The following is a 23,807-nucleotide window of genomic DNA, read 5'->3' on the forward strand; positions in this document are numbered from 1 at the left end:
CGGTCGGCTCCGAACAGCGGGTGATGACCTCCGAAACGTCACCACCTCGCACGCCGGTGTCGACGGCGAAGCACCGCTCCCGACTCCGTGCGCTGCTGCGCGCTCTCCTCCAGCGCGTCCTCTTCCGCGCCCTCGTCGTCTCGACGATCTCTCCGACGGTGCGGATCGAGCCGCGGGTCCGGGGGCTGACCGAGGGCTTCCTCGTCATCGCGAACCACACCTCGCATCTCGACGCTCCGCTCATCGCCCAGAGCCTGCCCCACCGGCAGGCGCGCTTCCTCTCCACCGGCGTCGCCTACGACTACTTCTTCACCGCCTGGCACAAGCGGCTCTTCGTCCGCAGCCTCTTCAACGCCTTCCCGGTCTACCGGGAGGGCTCGCGCGGCAGCTCCGAGGTGCCGCGGGCGCTGCTGCGCGCCGGCGTCCCCGTCCTCCTCTTCCCCGAGGGCGGTCGGCAGCAGGGCCGCGTCATCGCCGATTTCAAGGTCGGTGCCGTCAAGCTCGCCGTCGATGCCGGTGTCCCGATCGTTCCGGCCGCCGTCGTCGGCGGGTTCGAGGCGATGCCCAAGGGAGCGAACTGGCCGGTGCCGGGCAGGCCGCCGGTGCGCATCGTCTTCGGCGAGCCCGTCATCCCCCGGCCCGGGGAATCCCTGCCGGCGCTCACCGCCCGCGTCCAGAGCCTCGTCGAGGAGCTCTTCGACTCCGGAGCCGACGCGATCGGGGTGCCCCGCCTCGCGCACCGGCATGAGAAGCTCGCCCCCGGTGAGGAGCCGCGCACTCCCACCCATGCCCCGGAGCCGGACAAGCAGACCACGCAGCACCATTGGACGACCGCCCCGAGCCCCCGCCGTCATCGGCCACAGGCTCGGGGCCGCCTCGGCGAAAGCACGGATGAGAGGATGAGGAATTGAGCACACCGGTCAGAGCGGAGGACGTCAGGCGGCATCGCTGGTGGGGCTGGGGCGCCGACGGCGTCGAGTTCCGCTGGGAGACGAAGCCGGCGTTCGCGGCGATCGCGAAGGAGAAGGTCGGGCTCGACCTGTGGAACGCCCCGCGCCCGCGCACTCCGGACCTCGCCGACGTCGACGCGCCCGCGTCCCGGATGCCCGCTGACCTCCTCGCCTCCCTCGCCAAGGCGGTCGGAGCCGACAACGTCAGCACCGATGACGGGCTGCGCATCGTCCACTCGTTCGGTCGCTCCCTGCCCGACCTCTACCGGGTGCGGAACGGGATCATGCCGCGGCTCACCGATGTCGTCGTCCACCCCGGCAGCGAGGACGAGGTCACAGCCGTCCTCGACATCGTCCTCGCTCACGACCTCGTCCTCATCCCCTACGGCGGCGGGTCGTGCATCTCCGGATCGGTCACCCCGGATCCGGCGGAGACCCGCCCCATCGTCTCGCTCAACCTCGGACGGATGCGCCGGGTCCTCGACGTCGACGAGTACTCGGGGCTGGCCCGGGTCGAGGCCGGCGCCTACGGTCCCGACCTCGAAGAGCAGCTCAACCTCCGCGGTTGGACGATGGGGCACTTCCCCGACTCGTTCAGCTATTCGACCCTCGGCGGCTGGGCGGCGACCCGGTCGTCGGGGATGCAGTCGGACAGGTACGGCGACATCGAGGACATCGTGCGGGGGATGCGCGTCGTCCATCCCCGCGGAGTCGTCGTGAGCAAGCCGATCCCCGGTCGGGACTCCGGCCCGTCGGTCCACGAGATGATCCTCGGCAGTGAGGGCCGCCTCGGCGTCATCACCGAATGCACGGTCCAGATCCACCGCCGGCCCGAGGTCAGGGAGGTCGTCGCGTACCTCTACCCGGATTGGGCGTCAGGCGTCGAGGCGATGCACGACATCGCGCGCTCCGAGGTCAGCCCCACTTTCACCCGGCTCTCCGACGGGCCCGAGACGCGCTTCAGCCTCGCCATGGTCTCGCAGCCGACCTCGGTGAAGTCCAAGGTCAGCGCCCGTGGTCAGGATGCCCTGTTCGCGTATCTGCGCGCCCGCGGCTGGGACACGACGGAGGGGATGTGCCTGTCCTACGTCTGCTTCGAGGGGTCGAAGGAGCACGTCGCGCGTGAGCGGGCCGAGGTCAAGCGGATCGTCTCGGGTCGCGGCGGGATCAGCCTCGGCACCGGACCGGGAGCGATCTACGACCAGAAGAAGTTCGACACCCCCTACCTGCGCGATTTCCTCCTCAACTACAGGGTCTTCGGCGATGTCTGCGAGACCGGGGTGAGCTGGGCGAACCTCAAGACGATGCACGCCCGCGTCCACGAGCGCTTCGAACAGGTGCGCCGGGCGCAGGGCGGGCCGGGCTTCATGTTCTGCCACATGTCCCACAGCTACCACGGCGGGGCGTGCCTCTACTTCACGTTCGCCGTCCCCTACACCCGCGAGGACACCGCGCTGACGGAGTACCAGTTCGTCAAGGACGCCGTGCAGCAGGAGTTCATCGACTCCGGCGGCGGGCTCTCCCACCATCACGGGGTCGGCACCGAGCACCGGCCGTGGATCGTCGACGACATCACCCCCGCCGGGGCGTTCATCGTCGACTCCCTCTTCCGCGCGACCGATCCCGGTCGGAATCTCAACCCCGGCAAGATCGTCGCCGAGGCGGACGTCGAGTCCCCGGCCGGTGTTTCGTCCCCGGTGGATGACGGCGCGGTTCCCGCTGTCCAGCGTGACCGGAGCACCGATCCGACGCCGTGAGGCCAGTGCTAGGCTCGCGCACATGGACACCTCGGAGACGCTCGAGACCGCACAGTACCGCCTCACCGGGTTCGCCCACGGCGGCGGCTGTGCGTGCAAGATCCCGCCCGGTGAGCTCGAGGACGCGGTCCGCGGACTGACCGGGCAGACGCACCCCGAGGTCATCGTCGGTCTCGATGACGGCGACGACGCCTCGGCGGTGCGCATCCGCGAGGATCTCGCGGTCCTCTCCACCGCGGACTTCTTCACCCCCGTCGTCGACGACGCCTACGACTGGGGGCGGATCGCGGCGGCCAACGCGCTCTCCGACATCTACGCGATGGGCGGGACCCCGGTCACGGCGATCAACCTCGTCGGGTGGCCGCGGGAGACGCTGCCCATGGAGCTGCTCACCGAGGTGCTGCGCGGCGGTCTCGACGTCGCCGGGCAGGCGAACTGCCCCGTCGCCGGCGGTCATTCGATCGACGATCCCGAACCGAAGTACGGGATGGCCGTGACCGGCATCGCCCATCCCGATGCGATCATGCGCAACGACGCCGCCGAGGCGGGACTGCCGATCACTCTGACCAAGCCGATCGGGGTGGGGGTTCTCAACAATCGTCACAAGCAGACCGGGGAGGTCTTCGACGAGGCGATCGCGACGATGACGCAGCTCAATGCGGACGCCTCGCGGGCGGCCGTGGCCGCCGGCATCCGTGCGGCCACCGACGTCACCGGCTTCGGACTGCTCGGCCACCTGTTCAAGATGGGCCGGGCCTCCGGGGTCGGTGCGGTCATCGACGCGGCTGCGGTGCCCCGCCTCGGCGGGGTCGACGAGTCGATCGCCGCAGGATTCGTCTCCGGCGGCACCCGGCGCAACCTCGACTGGGTGCGGCCGCACCTGACCACTGATGACACCGTCACCGAGGCGGACCTCCTCCTGCTCGCGGATGCGCAGACCTCCGGCGGCCTCCTCGTCGTCGGGGAGCTGCCGGGTCACCCGGTGATCGGGGAGACCGTCGCCGGGTCCGGCATCCGCATCCGCTGAACCTGTTCAGCTCACCCGCGCCTCGATGCCCGCGATGAGGAGATCGAGCCCGCGATCGTAGACGAGTCGGTTGCGCTCCGTGCCGGTCGGATGGCGGGCGGCGAGTGCGGCGAGCGGGGAATCCGGGTCTCCGGGCGCGAAGATCTGATTCGGGGACAGGGCGTCGAGGGCGACCCCGAACGCGAACGCATCGAGGACTTCGAGCGTGGTGAGCAGCTCGTCCTCGGGCAGGCCGGCGCGGCGGAGGATCTCAAGGAGCGCCTCATAGAGTCGCAGGGTCTCGGGTTCGTCGATCGTCACGCCGAGGAGATGGATCATCACGCGCGGATGGTCGGCGTAGAGGCGCCAGAGGGATCCGACGCCGGCTCGCAGCGAGTCCTGCCACCCCGCATCGGCGAGGGTGACGAGGTCGTAGTCGCCGTTGAGGACCTCGCGCATCGCATGGACGATCCCGTCGCGTCCGTCGACGTGGTGGTAGAGCGAGGAGAGGGAGACGCCGAGGCGCTTCGCGAGCGGCTGGATCCTCAGCTCCTCACCGGCATCGAGCATCTCGATGGCGGCGAGCGCGATCTTCTCCCGGCTCAGCAGCGGGGACGTCGGTCGGGCCATGACGCACGCTCCTCCTTCTCGCGACTCTGCGACTTCTCACCTCGGGGACTTCTATGTCCTGCCGCGATGCGATTGACAAGCTCTCGAACCGGCAGGCACCATTCTAGGTAACCGAAAACTTTTCGTTTAGTCAATGAGTGCCGTTCCCCGCACTCCGACTCCGGCAAAGGGGCCACCACATGAGCACTGCACCCGCACCCGCTGACGATCCCCGCGTCCCGCTCGGACTGCGCAACGGCGCGGCGGTCTTCCTCGTCGCCCTCGCCGGACTCATGCTCGCCAACCTCGCCCCGCTCGTCATGGCTGTGCTCGAAGATGTGGGCTTCGACGTCATCGCCTCCGGCAACATCCTCACGTGGGCACTGCTCGCCTCGGCGCTCGTCGGCCTGGGCACCTCGCGCCCGGCGGCCGGACGCCACCGCCGCACGATCGCCGTGGTCGGACTCGTCATCGCCATCATCGGGTTCCTCGCCGCGGCGTTCATCGGCAGTCCCACGATCATCGTCGCCGGACTCATCGCCGGTGGCGCCGGAGTGGGCGCGGCGATCTCGACCTCGGGGGCTGCGATCGCGGCGATCGAGAACCCCAACCGGGTGAGCGCGACGAGCGGCGTCGTCAATCGCCTCCTCGTCATGGTCGTCCTCGGGGTCATCCCCGCGATCGGCCTCGCCCAGATCACGGTGTTCGGGGCGCTCGCGCTGCTGTCGGCCCTCAGCCTCGCCGTGACGATCTGGCTGCCGGCCACCCCCGACTACTCCTCGGCGGTCATCGCCGCCGAGTCCCCCGCCGGCACCCGTGCGCCCCGCAAGGTCGTGCTCGCCGGCATCGGCATCCTCATCGTCTTCCCCCTCTGGGGCACGAGCGAGGACTCCGTGTGGACGCTCGCTCCGGTCCTCGGCGACTCCGTCGGGCTGAGCGAGCAGTCTCTCGGCTTCGCCCTCAGCGCCGCCGCCGGGTGCGGGGCCGCGGCGATGCTCATCGTCATGCTCCTCGGCACCCGGATCGGACGGGCGGTGCCGCTGGCCGTCGCGCTCATCCTCGGCGGGGTGGCGAAGATCTGGATCGGCATGACGACCGATCCGCAGACCCTGGCCGTGCTCATCGTCGTCGTCAACACGATCTACGCGTTCGCGTTCGTCCTCTTCATCGCCACCGCCGCCGGTCTCGACGCCCGCGGCTACTGGTCGGGTCCCCTCGTCGGGGCCTACATCGTCGGGTCGAGCTTCGCTCCCCTCCTGGGCGCATGGGTCATCGACACTGTCGGCATCCCCGCCTTCGGGCTCATCATGGGCATCGTCAGCTTCGTCGTCGTCATCCCCACGGTGCTCATCGCCCGCGTCTCGACGAGCGTCGAACGCACCCTGACCCACCTCGGCGAGGATTCACCGACACCGCCCGCGGATCCGTCGACCTCGGGCACCCCCACCGAGGCGACCGCCACCACGACCGACTCCTCTACCGCCGCTGACGCCTCCGACACCGCGACGGACTCCCTTGCCGGTTCCACTGGCGGACGGGACTCCGTCACCGACGACTCCCCTACCGACTCCACCGAAAGGACATCATGACCACCGTCCTCACCAACGCCACAGTCTTCACCGGCATCGCGGACGCCCCGCTCCACGAGGCCGTCGCCTTTGAGGCGGGACGGATCCTCGCCGTCGGTGACGCGGACACCGTCCGTGCGATCGCCGGTGAGGGCGCCGAGGTGGTCGACCTCGACGGTGCGCTCGTGTCCCCGGGGTTCGTCGAGGCGCATACGCATCTGGCGATGCTCGGGCAGACCCTGGACAAGGTGCAGCTGCGCGACGCCGGGAGTCTGAGTGAGATCCAGGAGCGGCTGCGTGCGGCCCGCAGCGCGCAGCCGGAGGCGGCGTACCTCCTCGGCGCGAGTTGGATGTTCGACGCCGTTCCCGGTGGTCAGCCGACGGCGGCGATGATCGACGAGGTCATCGCCGACATTCCCGTCATCCTCGACTCGAACGACGTCCATTCCTCCTGGGTCAACACTGCGGCGCTCGAGGCGATGGGCATCACGGCGGAGACGCCGAATCCGCCCGGTGGGGAGATCGTCCGCGACGCCGACGGGCAGGCGACGGGGTTCATGCTCGAGACCGCGGCGATCGAGTACGTGTGGTCCTACCTCGATGAGATCACGACGGCCGCGGATCGTGATCGGTTCCTCGACACGGCGTTCGCGGCGTACCTGGCCAACGGGGTGACCGCGGCGACCGACATGGCGCTCGGCGAGCCTGAGCTCGCCGCCGTCGTCCGCCTGCTCGAGCGCGACGGCCGCCTGCCGTTCCCCGTCACTGCCCATTGGCTCCTCCGCCCCACTGGCGATCCCGAGCGGGATCTCGCCCAGGTCGCGCGAGCGGTCGAGGTGCGCGACCAGGTGGCGTCGCTGGACGGCTCCGAGTGGTTCCGCCTGGCCGGGGTGAAGTTCATCCTCGACGGCGTCATCGATGCGTGCACCGCGGCGATGCGGGCACCGTATGCGAACGGGACGAACGCCGAGGCGATCTGGTCGTTTCAGACCGCCGCACCGGTGGCCGTGGCCGCCGATGCCGCCGGCCTGCAGCTGGCGATGCACGCGATCGGCGACCATGCGAGCGAGATCGCGCTCGACCTCGTCGAGGAATGCGTGCGGGCGAACGGTCCGCGACTGCGCAGTCCGCGCATCGAGCATCTCGAGTCCGTCACGGATGACACGATCCGCCGCATGGCCGCGCTCGGCGTCGTCGCGTCGCTCCAGCCGGTCCATTGCGACCCGGCGATCATGGACAACTGGATGACGATGCTCGGCGACGACCGCGCGGAGTCGGGCTTCCCCTGGCAGAAGTTCCGCGACGCGGGGGTGCGGATCGCGCTCGGCACCGATGCGCCCACCGCTCCCCTCGAGGCGGCGCACAATCTCTTCATCGCGCTGACGACACGGTCGGCGCTCAGCCCGGGACCTGCCGCCTATCACCCTGAGCGGGCGTTCACCCCAGGTCAGGCCCTTGAGGGGCTGACCTTCGCGGGAGCGCTGGCGGGCGAGTTCGGTGACGGGATCGGGCGGATCGTGTCCGGTGGGCGCGCGAATCTCGTCGTCCTCGACGTCAACCCGTTCACCGGCGACCCGGACGACCTCCTCGGGGCGACGGTCCTGCGGACCTACGTCGACGGAGAACTCGTCGCCGGCAGCGCGGCGTCGACGCGCGAGTAGCTCTCGAAGGGCGCGCAGCCTCCGCAGCACGCCCGGCGTCGCAGGCACAGAGGCACCCGGCGGCAACCCCGCACCCGGAGCTGCACACACACCGCGTGCATGGGTGGTGTGTGGAGCCGAGGGTTGTGCGTACGCAGCTCCGCGGAGGAACTCACGCCCCGAGGTGGGAGTCGCCTTCCACGTAGGAACAGCGGCTGCGGGTAGTGTTCGCGCCCAGAGACTGCGCGCCCGACGGGCAACCCCGCACGCGGAGCTTCACGCACACCGCGTGCACGAGTGGTGTGTGAAGCCGAGGGTTGTGCGTGCGCAGCTGCGCGGAGGAAATCGCGCGCCGAGGTGGGTGTCGCCCTCCGCGTTGTAGCTACGGCTGCGGGTAGTGTTCGCGCCCAGAGACTGCGCGCCCGACGGCAACCCCGCACGCGGAGCTTCACACACACCGCGTGCACGGGTGGTGTGTGGAGCCGAGGGTTGTGCGTACGCAGCCGCGTGGAGGAAATCGCGCGCCGAGGTGGGTGTCGCCCTCCGCGTAGCAGCTGCGGCTGCGGGTAGTGTTCGCGGCAAGGGACGGCGCGCCCAGCGGTCTCGGATGCGGCGCACCTGAGCAGGACAGAAAGTTGACGCAGACACCGGGCACGCGGCCTGGAGACCTTCAAGTCGGCTGCACGCACCGACACCCTGCGGGGCGGCGCACCGCCCCGCGGCCGGCTACCAGCCGGTGGTGATCGAGTCGTCGGTGATGCCCTGGGCGCGGCGCTCCTCGAGGCGGGCGCGCTGCGGTTCGATGACGTAGCGCGGGTCCTTCGTCGAATCGATGCCGGCTTCGAGCATCCCGAAGCGGGTGTACGCCGAGGCTGCCGCCAGTGCCGTGCCGCTGACCACGGACAATGTCCGCAGCAGCGCGCGGGTCTTCCAGCTGCGTCCCGCCTTGTTCGCCGCGACGGTGGCAGCGCCGGAGGCGACCGCACGTCCGGCGACGCCCTTGGCCACGGCCTGCGCGGCACCCGATGCCGTGAGACCGGCGACGCCGGTGGCCGCCGTCTTCGCGACGCCCTTGACCCCGCGCAGCGCCTTGTCGCCGGTGCGGGAGCCGAGCTTCTTCGCGAAGATCCGCGCCCCCACCTCGACGACGGCCGCGCCGATCGCTCCGGCGATGAGGAGCTTCTCGGCACGGTGGAGCTTGTGGCCGGGTTCGCCCTCCTCCATCGGCTCGACCTCGACGGGGTGCATGCCCTTCTTCATCCGCGACATCGCATAGAGGTCGCCGGCCGAGCCCATGAGCGCGAGCAGACGCGCCGGTTCGGCTTCGCGCACGGGTGAGAGCGCCATCGCGGCACCGCCGGCGGCCAGCGACGCCGAGGACACGAAGACGAACGGCAGCCCGTTGCGGCCCGCGGCATTCCACGTCGGCACCGCCGTGTCGCCGAGGAGGACCGCCGTGTACGCGGCCAGCGGAGTCGCGAAGAGAGCGGACTCGAGGGCCGCGGGCAGCTCGAGTGCGTGGAGGACCTTGCGCAGCGGTCCCAGCGGCAGGATCTCCTTCGTCAGCCGGTCGACCTCGATGACCGAGGTGACGCCGGCACCGACGCCGAAGCCCGAGAGGATCCACGTGCCGAGGCTCATCGGGGAGGACACCTTGACCACGCGCATCATGTTGATGAAGCGCTCGGGGCGACCGAGGTCCTTGACGAGCGCCGCGCCGCCGAGGGCCGTCGCGCCGATCGCGGTGAGACGGGTGGCCGTGCGCATGCCGGGCCGGTCGCTCAGCTGAGCGCCGAGGCCGAGCAGCGTCGACCCGCCGGCGAGCCCGCCGAGGAAGAGGTAGAGCGAGATCTCATGACCCCATGGCGGCGGCTTGACGATCGGGCGACCGTAGTACGAGGTGAACTCGACGTCCTCGACCATCGGCATCTCGCGTCCGCCGTCGGCACCGCGGTTCTGCCAGCCCCCGCCGGAGCCACCGGAGCCCCGACCTCCGGAGCCACCGGAGCCGGACCCGGATCCCCCGCGACCGCCTCGGCGACGCTTCTTCCGCCCGCCTTCTGGCTCGGGGGGACGGTACGAATCGTAAACGGATGAGCTCATGAACGCTTGCTCCCGAGGAAGGACAGGCCGGCCGCGGCGATCATGCCGAGGGCGGCGATGCCGGCGGTGGCGAACATCGCGGGCAGGTCCTTCGTCGCGACCCGGGGATCCGGCGGCAGGCCGTAGACCTCGGGTTCGTCGAGGAGGAGGAAGACCGAGCCGGTGCCGCCGACCCCGTCGTTCGGGTTCGCCCCGTAGAGGCGCGCCTCGGTGAGTCCCTTCGCGTGGAGATCGGCGACCCGCTCATGGGCCTGGGCGACCATGTCCTCGCGGTCGCCGAACTTGATCGACGTCGTCGGGCACGTCTGCGCGCAGGCCGGGGTCTGGCCCTCGACGAGGCGGTCGTAGCAGAGCGTGCACTTGTTCGCCGTGTGCATGTTCGGGATGTCCGCGGTGTCGAGCGGGTACTCCTCTCCGCCGCGATCCGTGGGCGGTCGGATCGTGCCGTCGTCACGGCGTTCGATGACGCCGAACGGGCAGCCGGCCACGCACGTGCCGCAGCCGTTGCAGACATCGGCCTGGACGACGACGGTGTCGAACTCGGTGCGGAAGAGCGCACCGGTCGGGCACACGTCGAGGCAGCCGGCGTGCGTGCAGTGCTTGCACACGTCGGAGGACATCAGCCAGCGGAAGTCCGCGGTGTCCGGCGGGGTCGTGTCGACACCGTCGAAGTCGACGGGGTCGAGCGCGCCGGGGGCGAGGAGGTCGACGTCGAGCTGCGGTGACGACGGCAGTCCGCCGCCCACCGGCTGCGGACCCGCGGTCTCGTCGGTGCGCGGCCGGATCGAGGGCATGCCGAGGTTGACGAGCTTGCGCCCGGACTCCCTGGCCGCTTCGATCTGCTCCTTGCCCTGTTCGACGAACGCGACGTGGCGCCACGTGTTCGCGCCGAGCTCACCGGTGTTGTCATACGACATCCCGAGGATCTCGAAGTTCCCGTCCTGCGGGTTGTGGTTCCACTCCTTGCACGCGACCTCGCAGGCCTTGCAGCCGATGCAGATCGAGGTATCGGTGAAGAATCCCTTGCGATTCTGCGTCGTGTCATGCCAATGGCCGTCCGCGACGGTGCCGGAATCCAGCGTCGGTGCCGACATCAGTTCTCCTCCTCTTCCTCTTCTGCTCTCCTGCGCGCGTTCTTCTCGTACTCCCACGCGTTCGCGGGCTGTTCGGGATCGACCGGCTGGTACGGCTTGCCGTCGGCGTCGTAGCCGAAGTGCGGGTCGCCGTCGGTCGGGTCCCCGTCGACGGCGTAGTTCGCGTCGACCCGCTTGTCCGGCTGCTCGCCGCCGGACTCGCGATCGCCGGCATCCTCGGGCGCGCCGCTGTCGCCGGCTCCGCTGCCTGCGGAGTCCCCGGAATCCGTGGGTGCGCTGTAGCCCTTCGCCGAGGCGGTTCCGGAGTCCTGGGATTCGTCGGCTCCGTACGTGCGACCGGGGGTGACACCGACCGCGGAGTCGCCTCCGCGCTCGTTGTGCCCGCCCGTGTGCGCCGGGGAGCTCGCCTCGGCGGCGCGGTCGACGACCTCGGGCGGGACCGTGACGAGTTCGTTGCCCGACTCGGGGGTGAGACCGGCCTCGCGCTGGTACTTCTCGACGAAGTCGACGAGCTCGGGCCCGCGCGGCCGCCTGCCCGGCAGGGCGGTGCCGGCGACGTACTTGCCGTTCTGGATGAAGACGTTGGGGTCCATCGTCACGCCGAGGAGGTCGTTGGCCGAATCGCCGTCGACCCACGCGCCCTTGCCGCCGACGCCCCAGTGGTAGGGCAGGCCGATCTGGTGGACCCACTTGCCGCCGATCTTCAAAGGCGTCATCCGCTCGGTGATGAGGACGCGGGCCTCGATCGCCGCCCGGGGGGAGACGAGGGTCGCCCAGCCGTAGGGTTCGAGTCCGACCTCTTCGGCGAGCTCCGGTGAGACCTCGCAGAACATCTCGGGTTGGAGCTCCGAGAGGTAGGACAGCCAGCGGGACATGCCGCCGGCCGTGTGGTGCTCGGTGAGCCGGTAGGTCGTGAACACGTACGGGTAGACCTCGGAACCGGGGAACCCGGCACCCGGGGCCGACAGGTTGTCCTCCCGGCGCATGATCTTGCGCAGCGGATTGTTCTGCTGCGTGTAGAGCGGGTTGCCGATCGTCGATTCCTGCGGTTCGTAGTGCGTGGGCAGGGGTCCGTCGACCATGCCGCCGGGGGCGAAGAGCCAGCCCTTGCCGTCGGCCTGCATGATGAACGGGTCGTCGCCGTCGAGTTGGCTCGGACCGCCGAAGGGCACATCGGAGTGTGCTTCGGGGTTGAGCTCGACGGGGAAGTCGGGTTCGTCGGCGCCGACCCAGCGGGCCTTGTCCGTGTCCCACCACACGAGCTTCTTCCGCTCCGACCACGGCTTGCCCTCGGGGTCGGCCGAGGCGCGGTTGTAGAGGATCCGGCGGTTCGCCGGCCACGCCCATGCCCATTCGGAGGCGATCTCGTCCTGCTCGGTGCGCGGTTTGCGCCGGGCGGCCATGTTGACGCCGCCGGAGTAGATGCCGGTGTAGATCCAGCAGCCGCCGGCGGTCGTGCCGTCATCGCGCATCTGGGTGTAGACGTCGAGCGGCTGCCCGTCCTTCTCCCCGCCGACGTAGTAGCCGTTGACTTCGGCGAGGACCGCTTCGGGATCGACCTCGCCGTCCTCGTCGAGCGGGTAGTCCCACGTCAGGTCGAGGAGCGGGCGATCGCGCGGATCGTCGGAGTCGGCGAGCTTCGCGCGGATGCGCTTGCCGAGCTCGTAGAAGAACTCGAGTTCGCTCTGCGCCTCACCCGGCGGGTTGACCGCCTTGTGCCGCCACTGGACGAGGCGCTGCGTCTGGGTGAACGTGCCCGCCTTCTCCGTGTGGTTGGCCGCGGGCATGAAGAAGACCTCGGTGTCGATGTCCTCGGTGCGCAGCTCACCGGTCTCGATCTCCGGGCCGTCCTTCCACCAGGTGGCGGATTCGATGAGGCTGAAGTCGCGGACGACGAGCCATTTGAGGTGGCTCATCGCCATCCGCTGCATGCGCCCGTTCGCCGACCCCACGGCCGGGTTCTGGCCGAGGAGGAAGTACCCGTCGACGCCGTCGTTGAGCATCCGCACCTGCGTCTGGTAGGTGCCGTGGGCGCCGTTGATCCGCGGCAGGTAGTCGAACGCGAAGTCGTTCTCCCGCGTCGCCGCGTCACCCCACCAGGCCTTGAGCAGGTTCGTCGCGTAGCTGCGGCCGTTGGCCCAGTAGCCCTTGTGGGTCTCGGGCGTGCCGACGGCGGCGACGTAGTCGTCGAACGTGTCGTGGACGCCGGCGCTCGGCATCGGCAGGTACCCGGGCAGGAGGTTGAACAGCGTCGGGATGTCCGTCGATCCCTGGATCGTCGCGTGTCCGCGCAGCGCCATGATGCCGCCGCCGGGGCGACCCATGTTGCCGAGCAGGAGCTGGAGGATCGAGGCGGTGCGGATGAATTGCGCGCCGAGGCTGTGCTGCGTCCACCCGACCGCGTAGGCGAAGCACGTGGTCCGTTCGCGACCGGAGTTCGTCGTGATCGATTCGAGGAGGTATTCGAAGTCCGACTCCGAGATCCCGCACGATTCGGCGACCATCTCCGCGGTGTAGCGCGAGTAGTGGCGCTTGAGTATCTGGAAGACGCTGCGCGGGTCGGTGAGGTTGGGGTCGCGCAGGGCGACGCCGGCCTCATCGGTCTGGTACGACCACGTCGAGTTGTCATACGAGTTCGTCGCCGGATCGTAGCCGGAGAACAGTCCGTCGAGGTCCTCGGGGTCGAGGTAGTTGTCGCTGATGAGGTTCGTCGCGTTCGTGTACGACCGGACGTACTCCTCGAAGTAGAGGCCGTCGGTCAGCACCCGGTTGATGAGCGCGCCGAGGAGGACGATGTCCGAGCCCGCCCGGATCGGGACGTGCTTGTCGGCCACCGCCGTGGTCCGGGTGAACCGCGGATCGACGTGGATGATCCGGGCACCGCGGGCCTTGGCCTCAGTCACCCATTGGAAGCCCACCGGGTGGCATTCGGCCATGTTCGACCCCTGGATGACGATGCAGTCGGCATTCGCCATGTCCTGGACGGGTTGTGTGGCGCCGCCGCGCCCGAACGAGGTTCCCAGACTGGGAACCGTGGCGGAGTGTCATATGCGGGCCTGGTTCTCGATCTGTATCGCGCCGGCGGCGGTGAAGAGCTTCTTCGCGAAGTAGTTCTCCTCGTTGTCGATGGTCGCCCCGCCGAGGCTGGCGATGCCCATCGTGCGCCGCAGGGGGTGGCCTTGGTCGTCGAAGTCCTCCCAGTGGTTGCGGCGGGCTTCGAGGAACCGGTCGGCGACCATGTCGATCGCCGTGTTCAGGTCGAGCTTCTGCCAGTCCTTGGCCTTCGGGGCGCGGTAGAGGACCTCGGTCTGCCGGGAGGGGTTGTTGACGAGCTGTTCGCTCGCCGCGCCCTTCGGGCAGAGGCGCCCGCGTGAGATCGGCGAGTCGGGGTCTCCCTCGATGCCGACGACCTTGTCGTCCTTGACGAAGATCCGCTGTCCGCAGCCGACGGCGCAGTACGGGCAGACGGACTGGACGACCTTGTCGGACGTCGTCGTCCGCGGGACCATGTTGCGCGTGTGCTCTGACACCACGGACTCGCCGCGTCCGGTCGGATCGGACGAACGGAACTGCCGCAGCACCGGCCACTCGAGAAAGCTGAACCGTGCCATGGCGTCATCATACCCCCGCACTCTCTACGGCGTGTAGTGAAGAATGCCTAAACTTTCCTTGCCACGAGAATGCCGTCGTCGAGCTCGGTTTCCGTGCCATCAGGCCCGGTCACAGGCCGATTCCGCGTCTCGGCGAGAACACACTCCCATGGTCGACTTCCGCCGGCGGTCAGCAGTGTGAAGTCCTCCTCGGGAGTGCTGAAGTCGCCGTCGAGCCCGTGCTCGTGCCCTGCTTCCCCATGCTCTGAATCCTCGCGGGCTGCCCAGGGCGGAACCGTGGCGTGGGAGATGAGGATGAGCGTCTCGCCGGGACTGACCAGCTCGCCGAGGTGGCGCATGAGGTCCGCACGGGTGTCGGGCAGGCGGGTGTGGAGGAAGCACCCGGTGACGAGGTCGTAGGCGCCGCGGTGGTCGTCTGCGGCGGCCCAGTCGACGAGGTTGGCGACGGCGAAGTCCGCGTCCGCTCCTGCCGTCTCCGCGGCGACCCGGGAGCGGGTGATCGCGGTCGGGGAGAGGTCGATGCCGGCGGCCTGCCAGCCTCGACCGGCGAGCCAGATGGCGTCGGCGCCCTCACCGGAGCCGACGTCGAGACTGCGACCTGGGGTGAGGTCGAGGTCGGTGACGACGTCGACGAGGGCGACGTTGGGACGGCCCGACCAGACCGCCTCGGCGCCGGAGTAGCGGTTCTCCCACTCCTCGACGGAACCGGGCACCTGACCGGACTCGGATGCCTGCCCGGTCTCAGGTGCATGCCCGGACTCGGGTGCCGTGTCGGGGGCGGACACGGACGCGGCCCGGGCATCTGGCCCGGGCCGGTCGGTGCGGCTGTGGTGCTCGGTCACTGTCCCTGACCGGGCGCGCCCTCGGCGGTGGAGTCGGCACCGTCGCCGGCTTCGCGCTTGGCGATCTCGGCGCGGACCTCGTCCATGTCGAGGTCGTTGACGGCGGTGATGACCTGCTCGAGCTGCGGGGCGGCGAGCGCACCGGGCTGAGCGAAGACGACGATGCCGTCGCGGAACGCGACGAGGGTGGGAATCGAGGTGACGTTGAAGAGGCCGGCGAGCTGCTGCTGGTCCTCGGTGTCGATCTTGCCGAAGGCGATGTCGGGATACTGGGTCGAGGCCTGCTCGAAGACCGGGGCGAACTGGCGGCACGGGCCGCACCATTCTGCCCAGAAGTCCAGCAGGACGACGGAGTTGTCGGTGATGGTCTGCTCGAAGTTGTCCTGGGTGATCTCGATCGTAGACATTCGGGCAGTCTAACGACGATTCCTCCACTTTGCCTGCATGTTTCCCTGTCGTCCCGCGCAGCGGGACCCAGGGTCCTCCGCGGCGCAGCGCTGCCGCCTATCCGGCGGGGTCGACGGGTCTGAGGGCCGTGCCCGAGGCGATCTGCGTGGCGAGGACGGCGGTGAGCGCGCCGGCGAGCATGAGGGAGGCGAGGACGACGATCTGGAACTGGGCGGCCTCGAGCGGGGAGGCGCCGCCGAAGAGCGCGCCGACGAAGGCGCCGGGCAGGGTGACGAGGCCGGTGTTCTTCGTCTGGTCGAGGTTGGGCAGGAGGGCCTCGCGGACCGCGATCTGCCGCAGGCGCTTCGTCGCCCGGCGCGGATGCGCTCCCACGGCCAGCCACGCTTCGACCTCACCCCAGCCGCCGCGCAGTTCGCCGTCGTAGCGGCGCATCGCGAGCGTGGCCGCCGTCATCGCATTGCCGGAGACGATGCCGGCGATCGCGATGACCCGCTCGAACTGGAGATCGACGAGACCGAGGGCGAGGACGAGTCCGAGCGTGACGAGGGTGCCGACGACGACGCCGACGACGGCTCCGAGCGGCCCGCGCGGAACTTCGCGGGCCCGGCGCAGCGAGGTCAGCGAGGCGGTCGTGAGCATGAGGCCGATGAACGCCGCGACCGCCCACCACGCGGTGAGCGCACCGGAGAGGAGGAGGGCGACGAGGGCGAGCTGGACGACGGCGCGCACGATCGCGACGACGGGCAGCCAGCCGAGCCCCACCTCGGCGATGCGGAGGATCGTGACCGTGAGGACGACGAGAACGGCGATGCCGGCCAGGAAGGGGAGAACCTCGGGGAGCGTCACCGTCTCAGTGTAGGGCTGAGGCGAGACCCCACGGCCGAATTCGGGCAGGGATCATTGCATCCGATTCGACGCCGGACCGGGACGAATCTCTGATAGACTGGCACCATCGCTTCAACTCCCTCCCTCTTCATTTCGTTCGCGTCCTGTGTCGACGCGTCCCCCAGGTTTTCGTCGGTTCCGCAGCGCACTCGCCTGTGCTCCGACGGGAAGATCACACCTTTGGGCCACCGAGCGATCGGCCCCCGCCGTTCGCAGAGCGGCCGACTGTGTGTGACAAGCCGGATCCACGTCGGATCCGACCATCAAGACCGCTCCGGCGGTCGCAGCTGAATAAGGAAACAAGGAATATGACCACAGGTACCGTGAAATGGTTCAACGCGGAAAAGGGCTACGGATTCATCCAGCCTGACGACGGTTCGGCCGATGTGTTCACGCACTTCTCCGCCATCGAATCGACCGGTTACCGCGAGCTCACCGAGGGCCAGAACGTCGAATTCGAGTCCGAGATGGGACAGAAGGGCCTCCAGGCCACGAGCGTTCGCCCCCTCTGAGCTCAGAGCCCAGAGACTTCTCACCGCGACTGACGCCGCACTGGCGTCGACGGCGGTGAACTGATCGGCAGCGGCCGGTGACAGTGATGACCACTGTCACCGGCCGCTTCGCATTCATCCGGGTACGTGAGCCGCCGCGCTTCTCACAAAGTGGAAACATCCTATTGCCAGGCGGAAAAACTGTGATCTAAGATTCTTCGTACTTGCCTATGGCGAGTTCAAGGTCGAACTTGGGCTATCTACCGGGCGCTGCAGAAAGGACTGGTAGCCCCGTGTTGGATCGCCTCAACGCCTATTCGTCGACCGTGGAATCTCCCGACCGGTGGGCCGTTGCCACCGTCATCGCCGTCTCCGGGTCCGTCCCCCGCCCCATCGGCACGTCGATGGCCGTCCGCGACGACACCCTGACCATCGGATCGATCTCCGGCGGCTGCGTCGAATCGGCGATCGTCGACGCCGCCCTCACCGCGATCACCGGCCAGCGGTCGCTGGTCTGCGAGTTCGGCTTCAGCGACGAGTCCGGACTCTCCGTCGGCCTCATGTGCGGCGGCGACATCAGCGTCCTCATCGAACCGCTCACCTCCCTCGCCGAGGCGGTCACCAGTCTCATCGACTCCGACCGCGACGACGCCGGTGCCCTCATCCGCGAGATCCCCCTCGACGTCGCGATGCGCGGCGGCGAACTCGTCGCACCCGAGCCGCGGGCGGTCCGCGCGCCGCTGCCACCCGTGACGCTCGGCCCCGGCGATCCCCTGCCCCAGGCCTTCGCCGAGGCGGTCGGCACCGCCGCTGCCCCCGTCGCGGAGATCGTGCGCCGCGGCGGCTGCGGGATCGTCGCGGTCCGCGACGAGACCCGACCCGACTGCCCGACCGTGCGCCGGCTCTTCGTCGAATCCCGCCGCCCCCGCGCCCGCGTCCTCATCTACGGCGCCAACGACTTCTCGACCGCGATCGCCCAGGCCGCCTCCTTCCTCGGCCTCCACGTCACGGTCTGCGACGCCCGTCCCGTCTTCGCGACCCGGGCCCGCCACCCCGGCGCGCACGAGGTCGTCGTCGACCGTCCCGGCGAGCACTTCGCCCGCGAGTGCGCGGCCGGCCGCGTCGACTCGCGCACCGCGGTCATCGTGCTCACCCACGACCCGCGCTTCGACCTGCCGGTCCTCGACCGCGCCCTGCGGATGGATCTCGCCTACGTCGGGGCGATGGGGTCGCGGACGACCCACGAGAGGCGAGCGCAGGAACTCGTCCACGGGGGCCTGCCGCAGACCGCGTTCGACGCGCTCCACTCCCCGATCGGCCTCGACATCGGCGCCCGCACCCCGCAGGAGGTCGCCGTCGCCGTCCTCGCCGAACTCATCGCCGTGACGACGGGCCGGGCCACCTCGGCGGGCATCCCCGAACTGCGCCACACGAGCGGACCGATCCACGGGTCCCGCGGCAGCGACAGTGCTGCACCCAACTCCGACCACGGGGCACCCAGCGCCGGCCCACCAGCACCCGGCCCCGACCCCACGACACCCCCACGGGAGGAACCCGCGGCACCCCCGCATCCCCTGCACCGCCTCGGCACTGCGCTCACCCGAGGGGAGGCGATGATCTCATGGATATGAGCTGCGTCGACGAGGTGCTCACCTGCGCCGATCCCGAACGGTGGCAGCCCGGTGACAGCTGGCTGGCCGGGGGCACCGTGCTCTTCTCCTACGGCACCGACATCACCCAGGGCCCGCCGCGGCGCCTGCTCGACATCACCGAGTCCGGCTGGACGCCGACGCTGTGGCGCTGCGACGCCGCCGGTGAGCCCGTCGAGCTCGAGATCGCCGCGACCTGCCTGATCAAGGACATCTTCGAGTTCCGCACGAGCGGTCCGCGCGTGCCCGGCCACGGCGATCGGGCGCTGCCCGGCCTCGATCTCTTCGCCCCGGCGTGCGACTCCTTCGTCGCATCGTGGAAGATCTGGAACGCCTCGACGATCGGCGGCAACGTCGCCACGGGACTGCCCGCCGGCCCGATGATCTCCCTCCTCTCCGGCCTCGACGCCGTCGCCCTCCTGTGGGGTCCGCGCGGGTCGCTGCGGGCCCTGCCCGTGGCCGAACTCGTCGTCGGGGAGGCGCAGACGACGCTCGAGCCCGGGGAGCTCATCCGCAGCTTCCACATCCCGATCGCGGCGCTCACGCAGCCGTGCGCGTTCCGCCGCATCTCCCTGACCGAACGCGGACGCACCGCGGCACTGATCATCGGCCGCCGCCTCGGCGCGGGAGCCCTGCGCTTGGCGATCACCGGGTCGACCCGTCGCCCGCACATCATCGACCTCGGCCCGGACGCCGCGCATGCGGCGACGCATGAGGGACTGCAAGCGGCGATCGACGAGGCGGTCGCCGGGGTCTGGCACGACGACATCCACGGCACCCCGCAGTGGCGGGAGGCGATGACGCACCGCCTCGGCGCGGAGATCCTCACCGAACTGCTCGACCCTGCCGAACCGCACCCGCGCTTCGCCGCGCGCACGACCGGAGACATCACGATGACGAGGAGCACGCGATGACGACGACCGCACACACCCCACCCGCCACCGCGCCAAAGAGGCCGTCGGCCACCGTCGACGGACGCACCGTCGCCGTCTCACCCGAACCCGGCCAGTGCCTGCGCACATGGCTGCGGGAGCAGGGGTCGACCGGGGTGAAGAAGGGCTGCGACGGCGGCGACTGCGGAGCGTGCACCGTCATCGTCGACGACGAGGCGATCCACTCGTGCCTCTATCCCGCCCACCGGATCGCCGGGAAGTCGGTGACGACGATCCAGGGACTCGGCACCCCGGAGGACCTGCACCCGGTGCAGGAGAACTTCCTCGCCGCCGGCGGCTTCCAGTGCGGGTTCTGCACCGCGGGAATGATCTGCACCGTCGCCGCGATGACCGAGGCCGACAAGAAGGACCTGCCGCGCAGTCTCAAGGGCAACGTGTGCCGGTGCACCGGCTACCGGACGATCGAGGATGCCGTGGCCGGCCACCGCAACGTCGACCCCGGATTCCGCGGCATCGGGGCGAACACCGGGGCGCTCGCCGGCCCCGGCGTCGTCACCGGCACCGTCCGGTACACGATGGACATGCAGCCCGACGAGCTGCCCGCACCCCTGCTCCACGGCGCGCTCGTCCACGCGACCCGGGCGCACGCGCGGATCCTCGCCATCGACACGGCGCGGGCGCTCGCCGAACCGGGCGTCATCGCCGTCCTCACCCACGAGGATGCCCCGGCCAAACGGTTCTCGACCGCACAGCACGAGATCGTCGAGGACGACCCCAAGGACACCCGCGTCTTCGACGACGTCGTCCGGTACTACGGACAGCGCGTCGCCGTCGTCGTCGCCGAGACCCAACGGGCGGCCGAACGCGGGGTCCGCCTCGTCGACATCGAATACGAGGACCTGCCGGCGGTCTTCGACGTCGAACTCGCCGACGCCCCCGACGCCCCGGCGATCCACCCCGACGCCGGACCGGACGCGGGCATCGCCCGCCCCGGTGACAACGTCCTCGCCGAGGTCCACCACGAGATCGGCGACGTCGAGGCCGCACTCGCCGCCTCGGCGGTCACCCACGAGGCGACGTACCGCACCCAGCGCCTCTCGCACATGGCGCTCGAGACCCACGGGGCGATCGCGTGGACCGACGACGAAGGCCGATTCGTCGTCCGCAGCAGCACGCAGGTGCCGTTCCTCGTCCGCCGGGCGCTGAGCGAGATCTTCGACCTCGACCCGGATCGGGTGCGGGTCTACTGCGAGCGCGTGGGCGGCGGATTCGGCGGGAAGCAGGAGGTGCTCTGCGAGGACGTCGCCCTGCTCGCATCGATGGCCACCGGTCGGCCCGTGCGCCTCGAGCTCTCCCGCAAGGAGGTCTTCACCGCCACCACCGTCCGCCATCCCTTCCGGATGCGGATGCGCGCCGGCGCCGACGAGACCGGGACGCTGACAGCACTCGCCGTCGACGTCCGGTCGAACACCGGCGCCTACGGCAATCACGGTCCCGGCGTCCTCTTCCACGGGGTCGGGGAGTCGGTGGCCGTCTACAACGCACCGCACAAGAAGGTCGACGCGATGGTCCTCTACACGAACACGATGCCCTCGGGAGCGTTCCGCGGCTACGGGCTGAGCCAGATGATCTTCGCCGTCGAGTCGACGATCACCGCCTTGGCCGACAAGCTCGGCATCGACGAACTCGAGATGCGCCGGAAGAACATCATCGGACCCGCCGACCCCATGCTCAGCGCCCACGACGAACCCGAGGAGGACCTCCTCATCGGCAGCTACGGTCTCGACCAGTGCATCGACCTCGTCAGCTCCGCCCTCGACCGGGGCCGCACCCGCTGGGCCGAGCACGTCGCCGCCGGGCACGGGGAGGACCTCGGCGAGGAGTGGAACATCGGCGAAGGGCACGCGATCGCGATGATCGCCACCGCCCCACCGCGCGGCCACATCGCCCACGCTCACATCACCCTCGGTGAGGGCGGAACGTACGAGCTGCGGGTGGGCACCGCGGAGTTCGGCAACGGCACCTCGACCGTCCACGCGCAGCTCGCCTCGACCCTGCTCGGCACGACGACGGACCGGATCACGCTCCGGCAGTCCGACTCCGATGTCGTCGAACACGACACGGGGGCCTTCGGGTCGACGGGCACGACGATCGCCGGGAAGGCCAACGATCTCGCGACGAAGGACCTCATCGCGCGCCTGCAGGCACTGGCGGCGCCCCACCTCGGCGCCCGGCCCGAGGAGGTCGAGATCGCCGGTGACTTTGCGTGCGTGCGCGTCCCGGCCGACCTCAATGCCCGCTTCGCCCAGGTCGTCGGACCCGCCGGCGGCAGGCGCGCGGTCCACCTCGATGAGCTCCTGCGCGAGTCGCTTGCGACCACCGGGGAGGCCCCGACGGGGTCGGGCTACTGGGGCGGGGAGCCGCGGTCGGTGGCGTTCAACGTCCACGGGTTCCGGGTCGCGGTGAACATGAGCACCGGTGAGGTCCGGATCCTCCAGTCCGTCCACGCCGCCGACGCGGGCGTCGTGATGAACCCCCACCAGTGCCGCGGACAGGTCGAGGGCGGGGTCGCCCAGGCGATCGGGGCCGCCCTCTACGAGCGCATCATCGTCGACGAGGAGACCGGCAGGCCCGTCACCGACATCCTCCGCCAGTACAAGGCCCCGAACTTCGCCGACATCCCCCGCACCGAGGTCCACTTCGCCGACACCCATGACGCCGTCGGACCGCAGGGGGCGAAGTCGATGAGCGAGTCCCCGTTCAATCCGGTCGCTCCCGCACTCGCCAACGCGATCCGCCATGCCACCGGCGTCCACTTCACGACGACCCCTCTGACGAGGGATGCCATCTATGCGGGACTCGCCGAGGCGGGGGTGCTGCAGCGATGAGCGCGACCGTGCCGCACGCGCGCAGGCCCACGACGTCGGGTTCCGGGAGGTCGGCGATGACGGGCCGGGGTGTGGCCCTCATCCTCGCCGCCGGGTCCGGGCACCGGCTCGGGCTCGGCCCGAAGGCGCTGCTGCCGTGGGAGGACTCGGTCCTCGTCGTCCGGGCCGTGAAGGTGGCCGTCGCCGCCGGGCTGAGGCCCGTCGTCACCGCCGGTCCCGGTCGCGGAGAGATCGAAGCCCACCTCGCCGAGGCGGGGCTCGGGGACGTCGCCGTCATCGACGTGCCCGACGCCGAGGTGGGGATGTCCGCATCGTGGCGGGCCGGGATCGCGGCGATCGGTCGGGAGCCGGGGACCACCTCGGCGACCCCGGTCCTCGTCATGCTCGTCGACCAGCCCGGGATCGGTCGGGCGGTCCTCGACCGACTGATCGGCGCGTTCGATCCCGGGCGCATCGCCCGCGCGGCCTGGTTGGGGTTCCCCGGCCACCCCGTGCTCCTGCCGCTCGACCATGCGCGGGCCGCCGTCCGGCGAGCGTGCGGCGACGAAGCGGGACGGGCGTGGCTGCGGGGGCACGCCCACCTCGTCGACCTCGTCGAGTGCTCGGACCTCGGGGACGCCTCCGACATCGACACCCCCGACGATCTGCGGGCATGGCGGGAACGGGAGCCGACGAACCGGTAGCGTGGGAGACCAGACCATCCACCCACCAACGCCGAGGCGGTGCGCCGATGACCGAAGCTTCCCACGACCCGATCCCCGCCGGTGACAGCGGGACCGGGGTCGCCGTTCCCACGACCGTCGTCTTCGACCTCGGTCAGGTCCTCGTCGGATGGGACCAGTCCGGGCCGCTGGCCGACCGGATGAGCCGGGCCGAATGGGACGCCTTCGCCGCCGAAGCCGACTTCGCCGCCCTCAACGTCTCCGCCGACAACGGGGCGACGATCGCCGAGGTGGTGGAGCGGGCGAGCGCGACCGATCCCCGCCACGGGGAGATCGTCGCGACGTACTACGAGCGGTTCGACCGGTCGCTGACCGGTCCGATCCCCGGCATGGCCGAGATCGTCGCCGACCTGGGAGCCGAAGGCGTGCGGCTCCTCGGCCTGTCGAACTGGTCGGCCGAGACCGTCCACTTCGCGCCCGTCGCGGCACCGGCGATCAGCGAGCTCGAGGACATCGTCGTCTCCGGGCGGGAGAAGCTCATCAAACCCGACCCCGCGATCTTCCGCCTCCTCCTCGACCGCTTCGACCTCGATCCTGCGCGCACGGTGTTCGTCGACGACCTCGCGGCCAATGTCGAGGCGGCGCGCGGCCTCGGGCTCATCGGCATCGTCTTCACCGGTGCTCAGGACCTGCGGGCCGACCTCGAGCGGCTCGGCCTCCTCGGCGCCCGCAGCAGCACGTGAGTCGACCG

The 23,807-nt window shown here is 70.2% G+C and carries 17 protein-coding genes and 1 pseudogene; 11 read left to right on the forward strand and 7 right to left on the reverse strand.

What is annotated here, in order from left to right; translation table 11 throughout:
- Positions 1–23: 23 nt before the first annotated feature.
- The 3 genes from ABD154_RS02650 to selD are packed head-to-tail and all read left to right on the forward strand — an operon-like array spanning position 24 to position 3,734.
- Positions 24–911, forward strand: coding sequence for a lysophospholipid acyltransferase family protein (locus ABD154_RS02650; protein WP_249120973.1), 888 nt, complete (start codon positions 24–26; stop codon positions 909–911).
- Complete coding sequence (locus ABD154_RS02655; protein ID WP_211978545.1) at positions 908–2,707, forward strand: FAD-binding oxidoreductase; 1,800 nt, start codon at positions 908–910, stop codon at positions 2,705–2,707. The genes ABD154_RS02650 and ABD154_RS02655 overlap by 4 nt, the downstream gene beginning before the upstream one ends.
- Before the next feature lie 22 nt (positions 2,708–2,729).
- On the forward strand, positions 2,730–3,734 hold the full coding sequence (gene selD / locus ABD154_RS02660; protein WP_211978544.1) for a selenide, water dikinase SelD: 1,005 nt from the start codon (positions 2,730–2,732) through the stop codon (positions 3,732–3,734).
- 6 nt (positions 3,735–3,740) lie between these two features.
- Here the strand turns inward: selD and ABD154_RS02665 are convergent, their stop codons facing one another.
- Positions 3,741–4,343, reverse strand: coding sequence for a TetR/AcrR family transcriptional regulator (locus ABD154_RS02665; protein ID WP_211978543.1), 603 nt, complete (start codon positions 4,341–4,343; stop codon positions 3,741–3,743).
- Between the two features lie 179 nt (positions 4,344–4,522).
- On the opposite strand from ABD154_RS02665, the gene ABD154_RS02670 reads away from it, so the two are divergent.
- Both ABD154_RS02670 and ABD154_RS02675 read left to right on the forward strand, forming a co-directional pair.
- On the forward strand, positions 4,523–5,911 hold the full coding sequence (locus ABD154_RS02670) for an MFS transporter (protein ID WP_249120972.1): 1,389 nt from the start codon (positions 4,523–4,525) through the stop codon (positions 5,909–5,911).
- Positions 5,908–7,551: an amidohydrolase gene (locus ABD154_RS02675; protein ID WP_211978542.1), complete on the forward strand. Its 1,644-nt coding sequence runs from the start codon at positions 5,908–5,910 to the stop codon at positions 7,549–7,551. The genes ABD154_RS02670 and ABD154_RS02675 overlap by 4 nt, the downstream gene beginning before the upstream one ends.
- Positions 7,552–8,256: 705 nt before the next feature.
- Here ABD154_RS02675 and nrfD read toward each other — a convergent pair.
- The 6 genes and pseudogenes from nrfD to ABD154_RS02705 all read right to left on the reverse strand — a co-directional run bounded on the left by nrfD (position 8,257) and on the right by ABD154_RS02705 (position 16,434).
- Complete coding sequence (gene nrfD / locus ABD154_RS02680) at positions 8,257–9,633, reverse strand: NrfD/PsrC family molybdoenzyme membrane anchor subunit (protein ID WP_211978541.1); 1,377 nt, start codon at positions 9,631–9,633, stop codon at positions 8,257–8,259.
- Complete coding sequence (locus ABD154_RS02685) at positions 9,630–10,727, reverse strand: 4Fe-4S dicluster domain-containing protein (protein ID WP_198500044.1); 1,098 nt, start codon at positions 10,725–10,727, stop codon at positions 9,630–9,632. Before ABD154_RS02685 ends, nrfD begins: the two co-directional genes overlap by 4 nt.
- Before the next feature lie 446 nt (positions 10,728–11,173).
- Positions 11,174–14,338, reverse strand: a pseudogene (gene fdnG / locus ABD154_RS02690) (formate dehydrogenase-N subunit alpha); the annotation flags it as partial.
- 47 nt (positions 14,339–14,385) lie between these two features.
- A complete protein-coding gene (locus ABD154_RS02695) occupies positions 14,386–15,180 on the reverse strand; it encodes a class I SAM-dependent methyltransferase (RefSeq protein ID WP_232623776.1) in 795 nt (264 codons plus the stop codon).
- Positions 15,177–15,587 (reverse strand): thioredoxin, encoded by a 411-nt coding sequence (trxA, locus tag ABD154_RS02700; RefSeq protein ID WP_198500046.1) that lies wholly within the window; start codon positions 15,585–15,587, stop codon positions 15,177–15,179. Before trxA ends, ABD154_RS02695 begins: the two co-directional genes overlap by 4 nt.
- A 97-nt stretch (positions 15,588–15,684) precedes the next feature.
- Positions 15,685–16,434 (reverse strand): ABC transporter permease, encoded by a 750-nt coding sequence (locus ABD154_RS02705; protein ID WP_198500047.1) that lies wholly within the window; start codon positions 16,432–16,434, stop codon positions 15,685–15,687.
- Positions 16,435–16,781: 347 nt separating this feature from the next.
- Between ABD154_RS02705 and ABD154_RS02710 the strand changes: the two genes are divergently transcribed.
- The 6 genes from ABD154_RS02710 (at position 16,782) to ABD154_RS02735 (ending at position 23,799) form a co-directional block, all read left to right on the forward strand.
- Positions 16,782–16,985, forward strand: a complete 204-nt coding sequence (locus ABD154_RS02710; RefSeq protein WP_137825906.1) for a cold-shock protein — start codon at positions 16,782–16,784, stop codon at positions 16,983–16,985.
- A gap of 272 nt (positions 16,986–17,257) precedes the next feature.
- Positions 17,258–18,595, forward strand: coding sequence for an XdhC family protein (locus ABD154_RS02715; protein ID WP_249120970.1), 1,338 nt, complete (start codon positions 17,258–17,260; stop codon positions 18,593–18,595).
- Complete coding sequence (locus tag ABD154_RS02720; RefSeq protein WP_211978539.1) at positions 18,586–19,527, forward strand: FAD binding domain-containing protein; 942 nt, start codon at positions 18,586–18,588, stop codon at positions 19,525–19,527. The genes ABD154_RS02715 and ABD154_RS02720 overlap by 10 nt, the downstream gene beginning before the upstream one ends.
- Entirely contained in the window at positions 19,524–22,394 is a 2,871-nt protein-coding gene (locus ABD154_RS02725; RefSeq protein ID WP_198500050.1) for a molybdopterin-dependent oxidoreductase, read from the forward strand. Before ABD154_RS02720 ends, ABD154_RS02725 begins: the two co-directional genes overlap by 4 nt.
- Before the next feature lie 56 nt (positions 22,395–22,450).
- A complete protein-coding gene (locus ABD154_RS02730; protein ID WP_344249911.1) occupies positions 22,451–23,077 on the forward strand; it encodes a nucleotidyltransferase family protein in 627 nt (208 codons plus the stop codon).
- 47 nt (positions 23,078–23,124) lie between these two features.
- A complete protein-coding gene (locus ABD154_RS02735; protein ID WP_198500052.1) occupies positions 23,125–23,799 on the forward strand; it encodes an HAD family hydrolase in 675 nt (224 codons plus the stop codon).
- Positions 23,800–23,807: the final 8 nt, after the last annotated feature.

The sequence above is a fragment of the Brevibacterium sanguinis genome, assembly GCF_039528855.1.
In the GTDB taxonomy this organism is placed as follows: Bacteria; Actinomycetota; Actinomycetes; order Actinomycetales; family Brevibacteriaceae; genus Brevibacterium; species Brevibacterium sanguinis.

Coding starts and splice junctions, on each gene's coding strand:
- ABD154_RS02650 (WP_249120973.1), top strand. CDS start 24: ATGACCTCCGAAACGTCACCACCTCGCACGCCGGTGTCGACGGCGAAG.
- selD (WP_211978544.1), top strand. CDS start 2,730: ATGGACACCTCGGAGACGCTCGAGACCGCACAGTACCGCCTCACCGGG.
- ABD154_RS02665 (WP_211978543.1), bottom strand. CDS start 4,343: ATGGCCCGACCGACGTCCCCGCTGCTGAGCCGGGAGAAGATCGCGCTC.
- ABD154_RS02670 (WP_249120972.1), top strand. CDS start 4,523: ATGAGCACTGCACCCGCACCCGCTGACGATCCCCGCGTCCCGCTCGGA.
- ABD154_RS02675 (WP_211978542.1), top strand. CDS start 5,908: ATGACCACCGTCCTCACCAACGCCACAGTCTTCACCGGCATCGCGGAC.
- nrfD (WP_211978541.1), bottom strand. CDS start 9,633: ATGAGCTCATCCGTTTACGATTCGTACCGTCCCCCCGAGCCAGAAGGC.
- ABD154_RS02685 (WP_198500044.1), bottom strand. CDS start 10,727: ATGTCGGCACCGACGCTGGATTCCGGCACCGTCGCGGACGGCCATTGG.
- trxA (WP_198500046.1), bottom strand. CDS start 15,587: ATGTCTACGATCGAGATCACCCAGGACAACTTCGAGCAGACCATCACC.
- ABD154_RS02710 (WP_137825906.1), top strand. CDS start 16,782: ATGACCACAGGTACCGTGAAATGGTTCAACGCGGAAAAGGGCTACGGA.
- ABD154_RS02720 (WP_211978539.1), top strand. CDS start 18,586: ATGGATATGAGCTGCGTCGACGAGGTGCTCACCTGCGCCGATCCCGAA.
- ABD154_RS02725 (WP_198500050.1), top strand. CDS start 19,524: ATGACGACGACCGCACACACCCCACCCGCCACCGCGCCAAAGAGGCCG.
- ABD154_RS02730 (WP_344249911.1), top strand. CDS start 22,451: ATGACGGGCCGGGGTGTGGCCCTCATCCTCGCCGCCGGGTCCGGGCAC.
- ABD154_RS02735 (WP_198500052.1), top strand. CDS start 23,125: ATGACCGAAGCTTCCCACGACCCGATCCCCGCCGGTGACAGCGGGACC.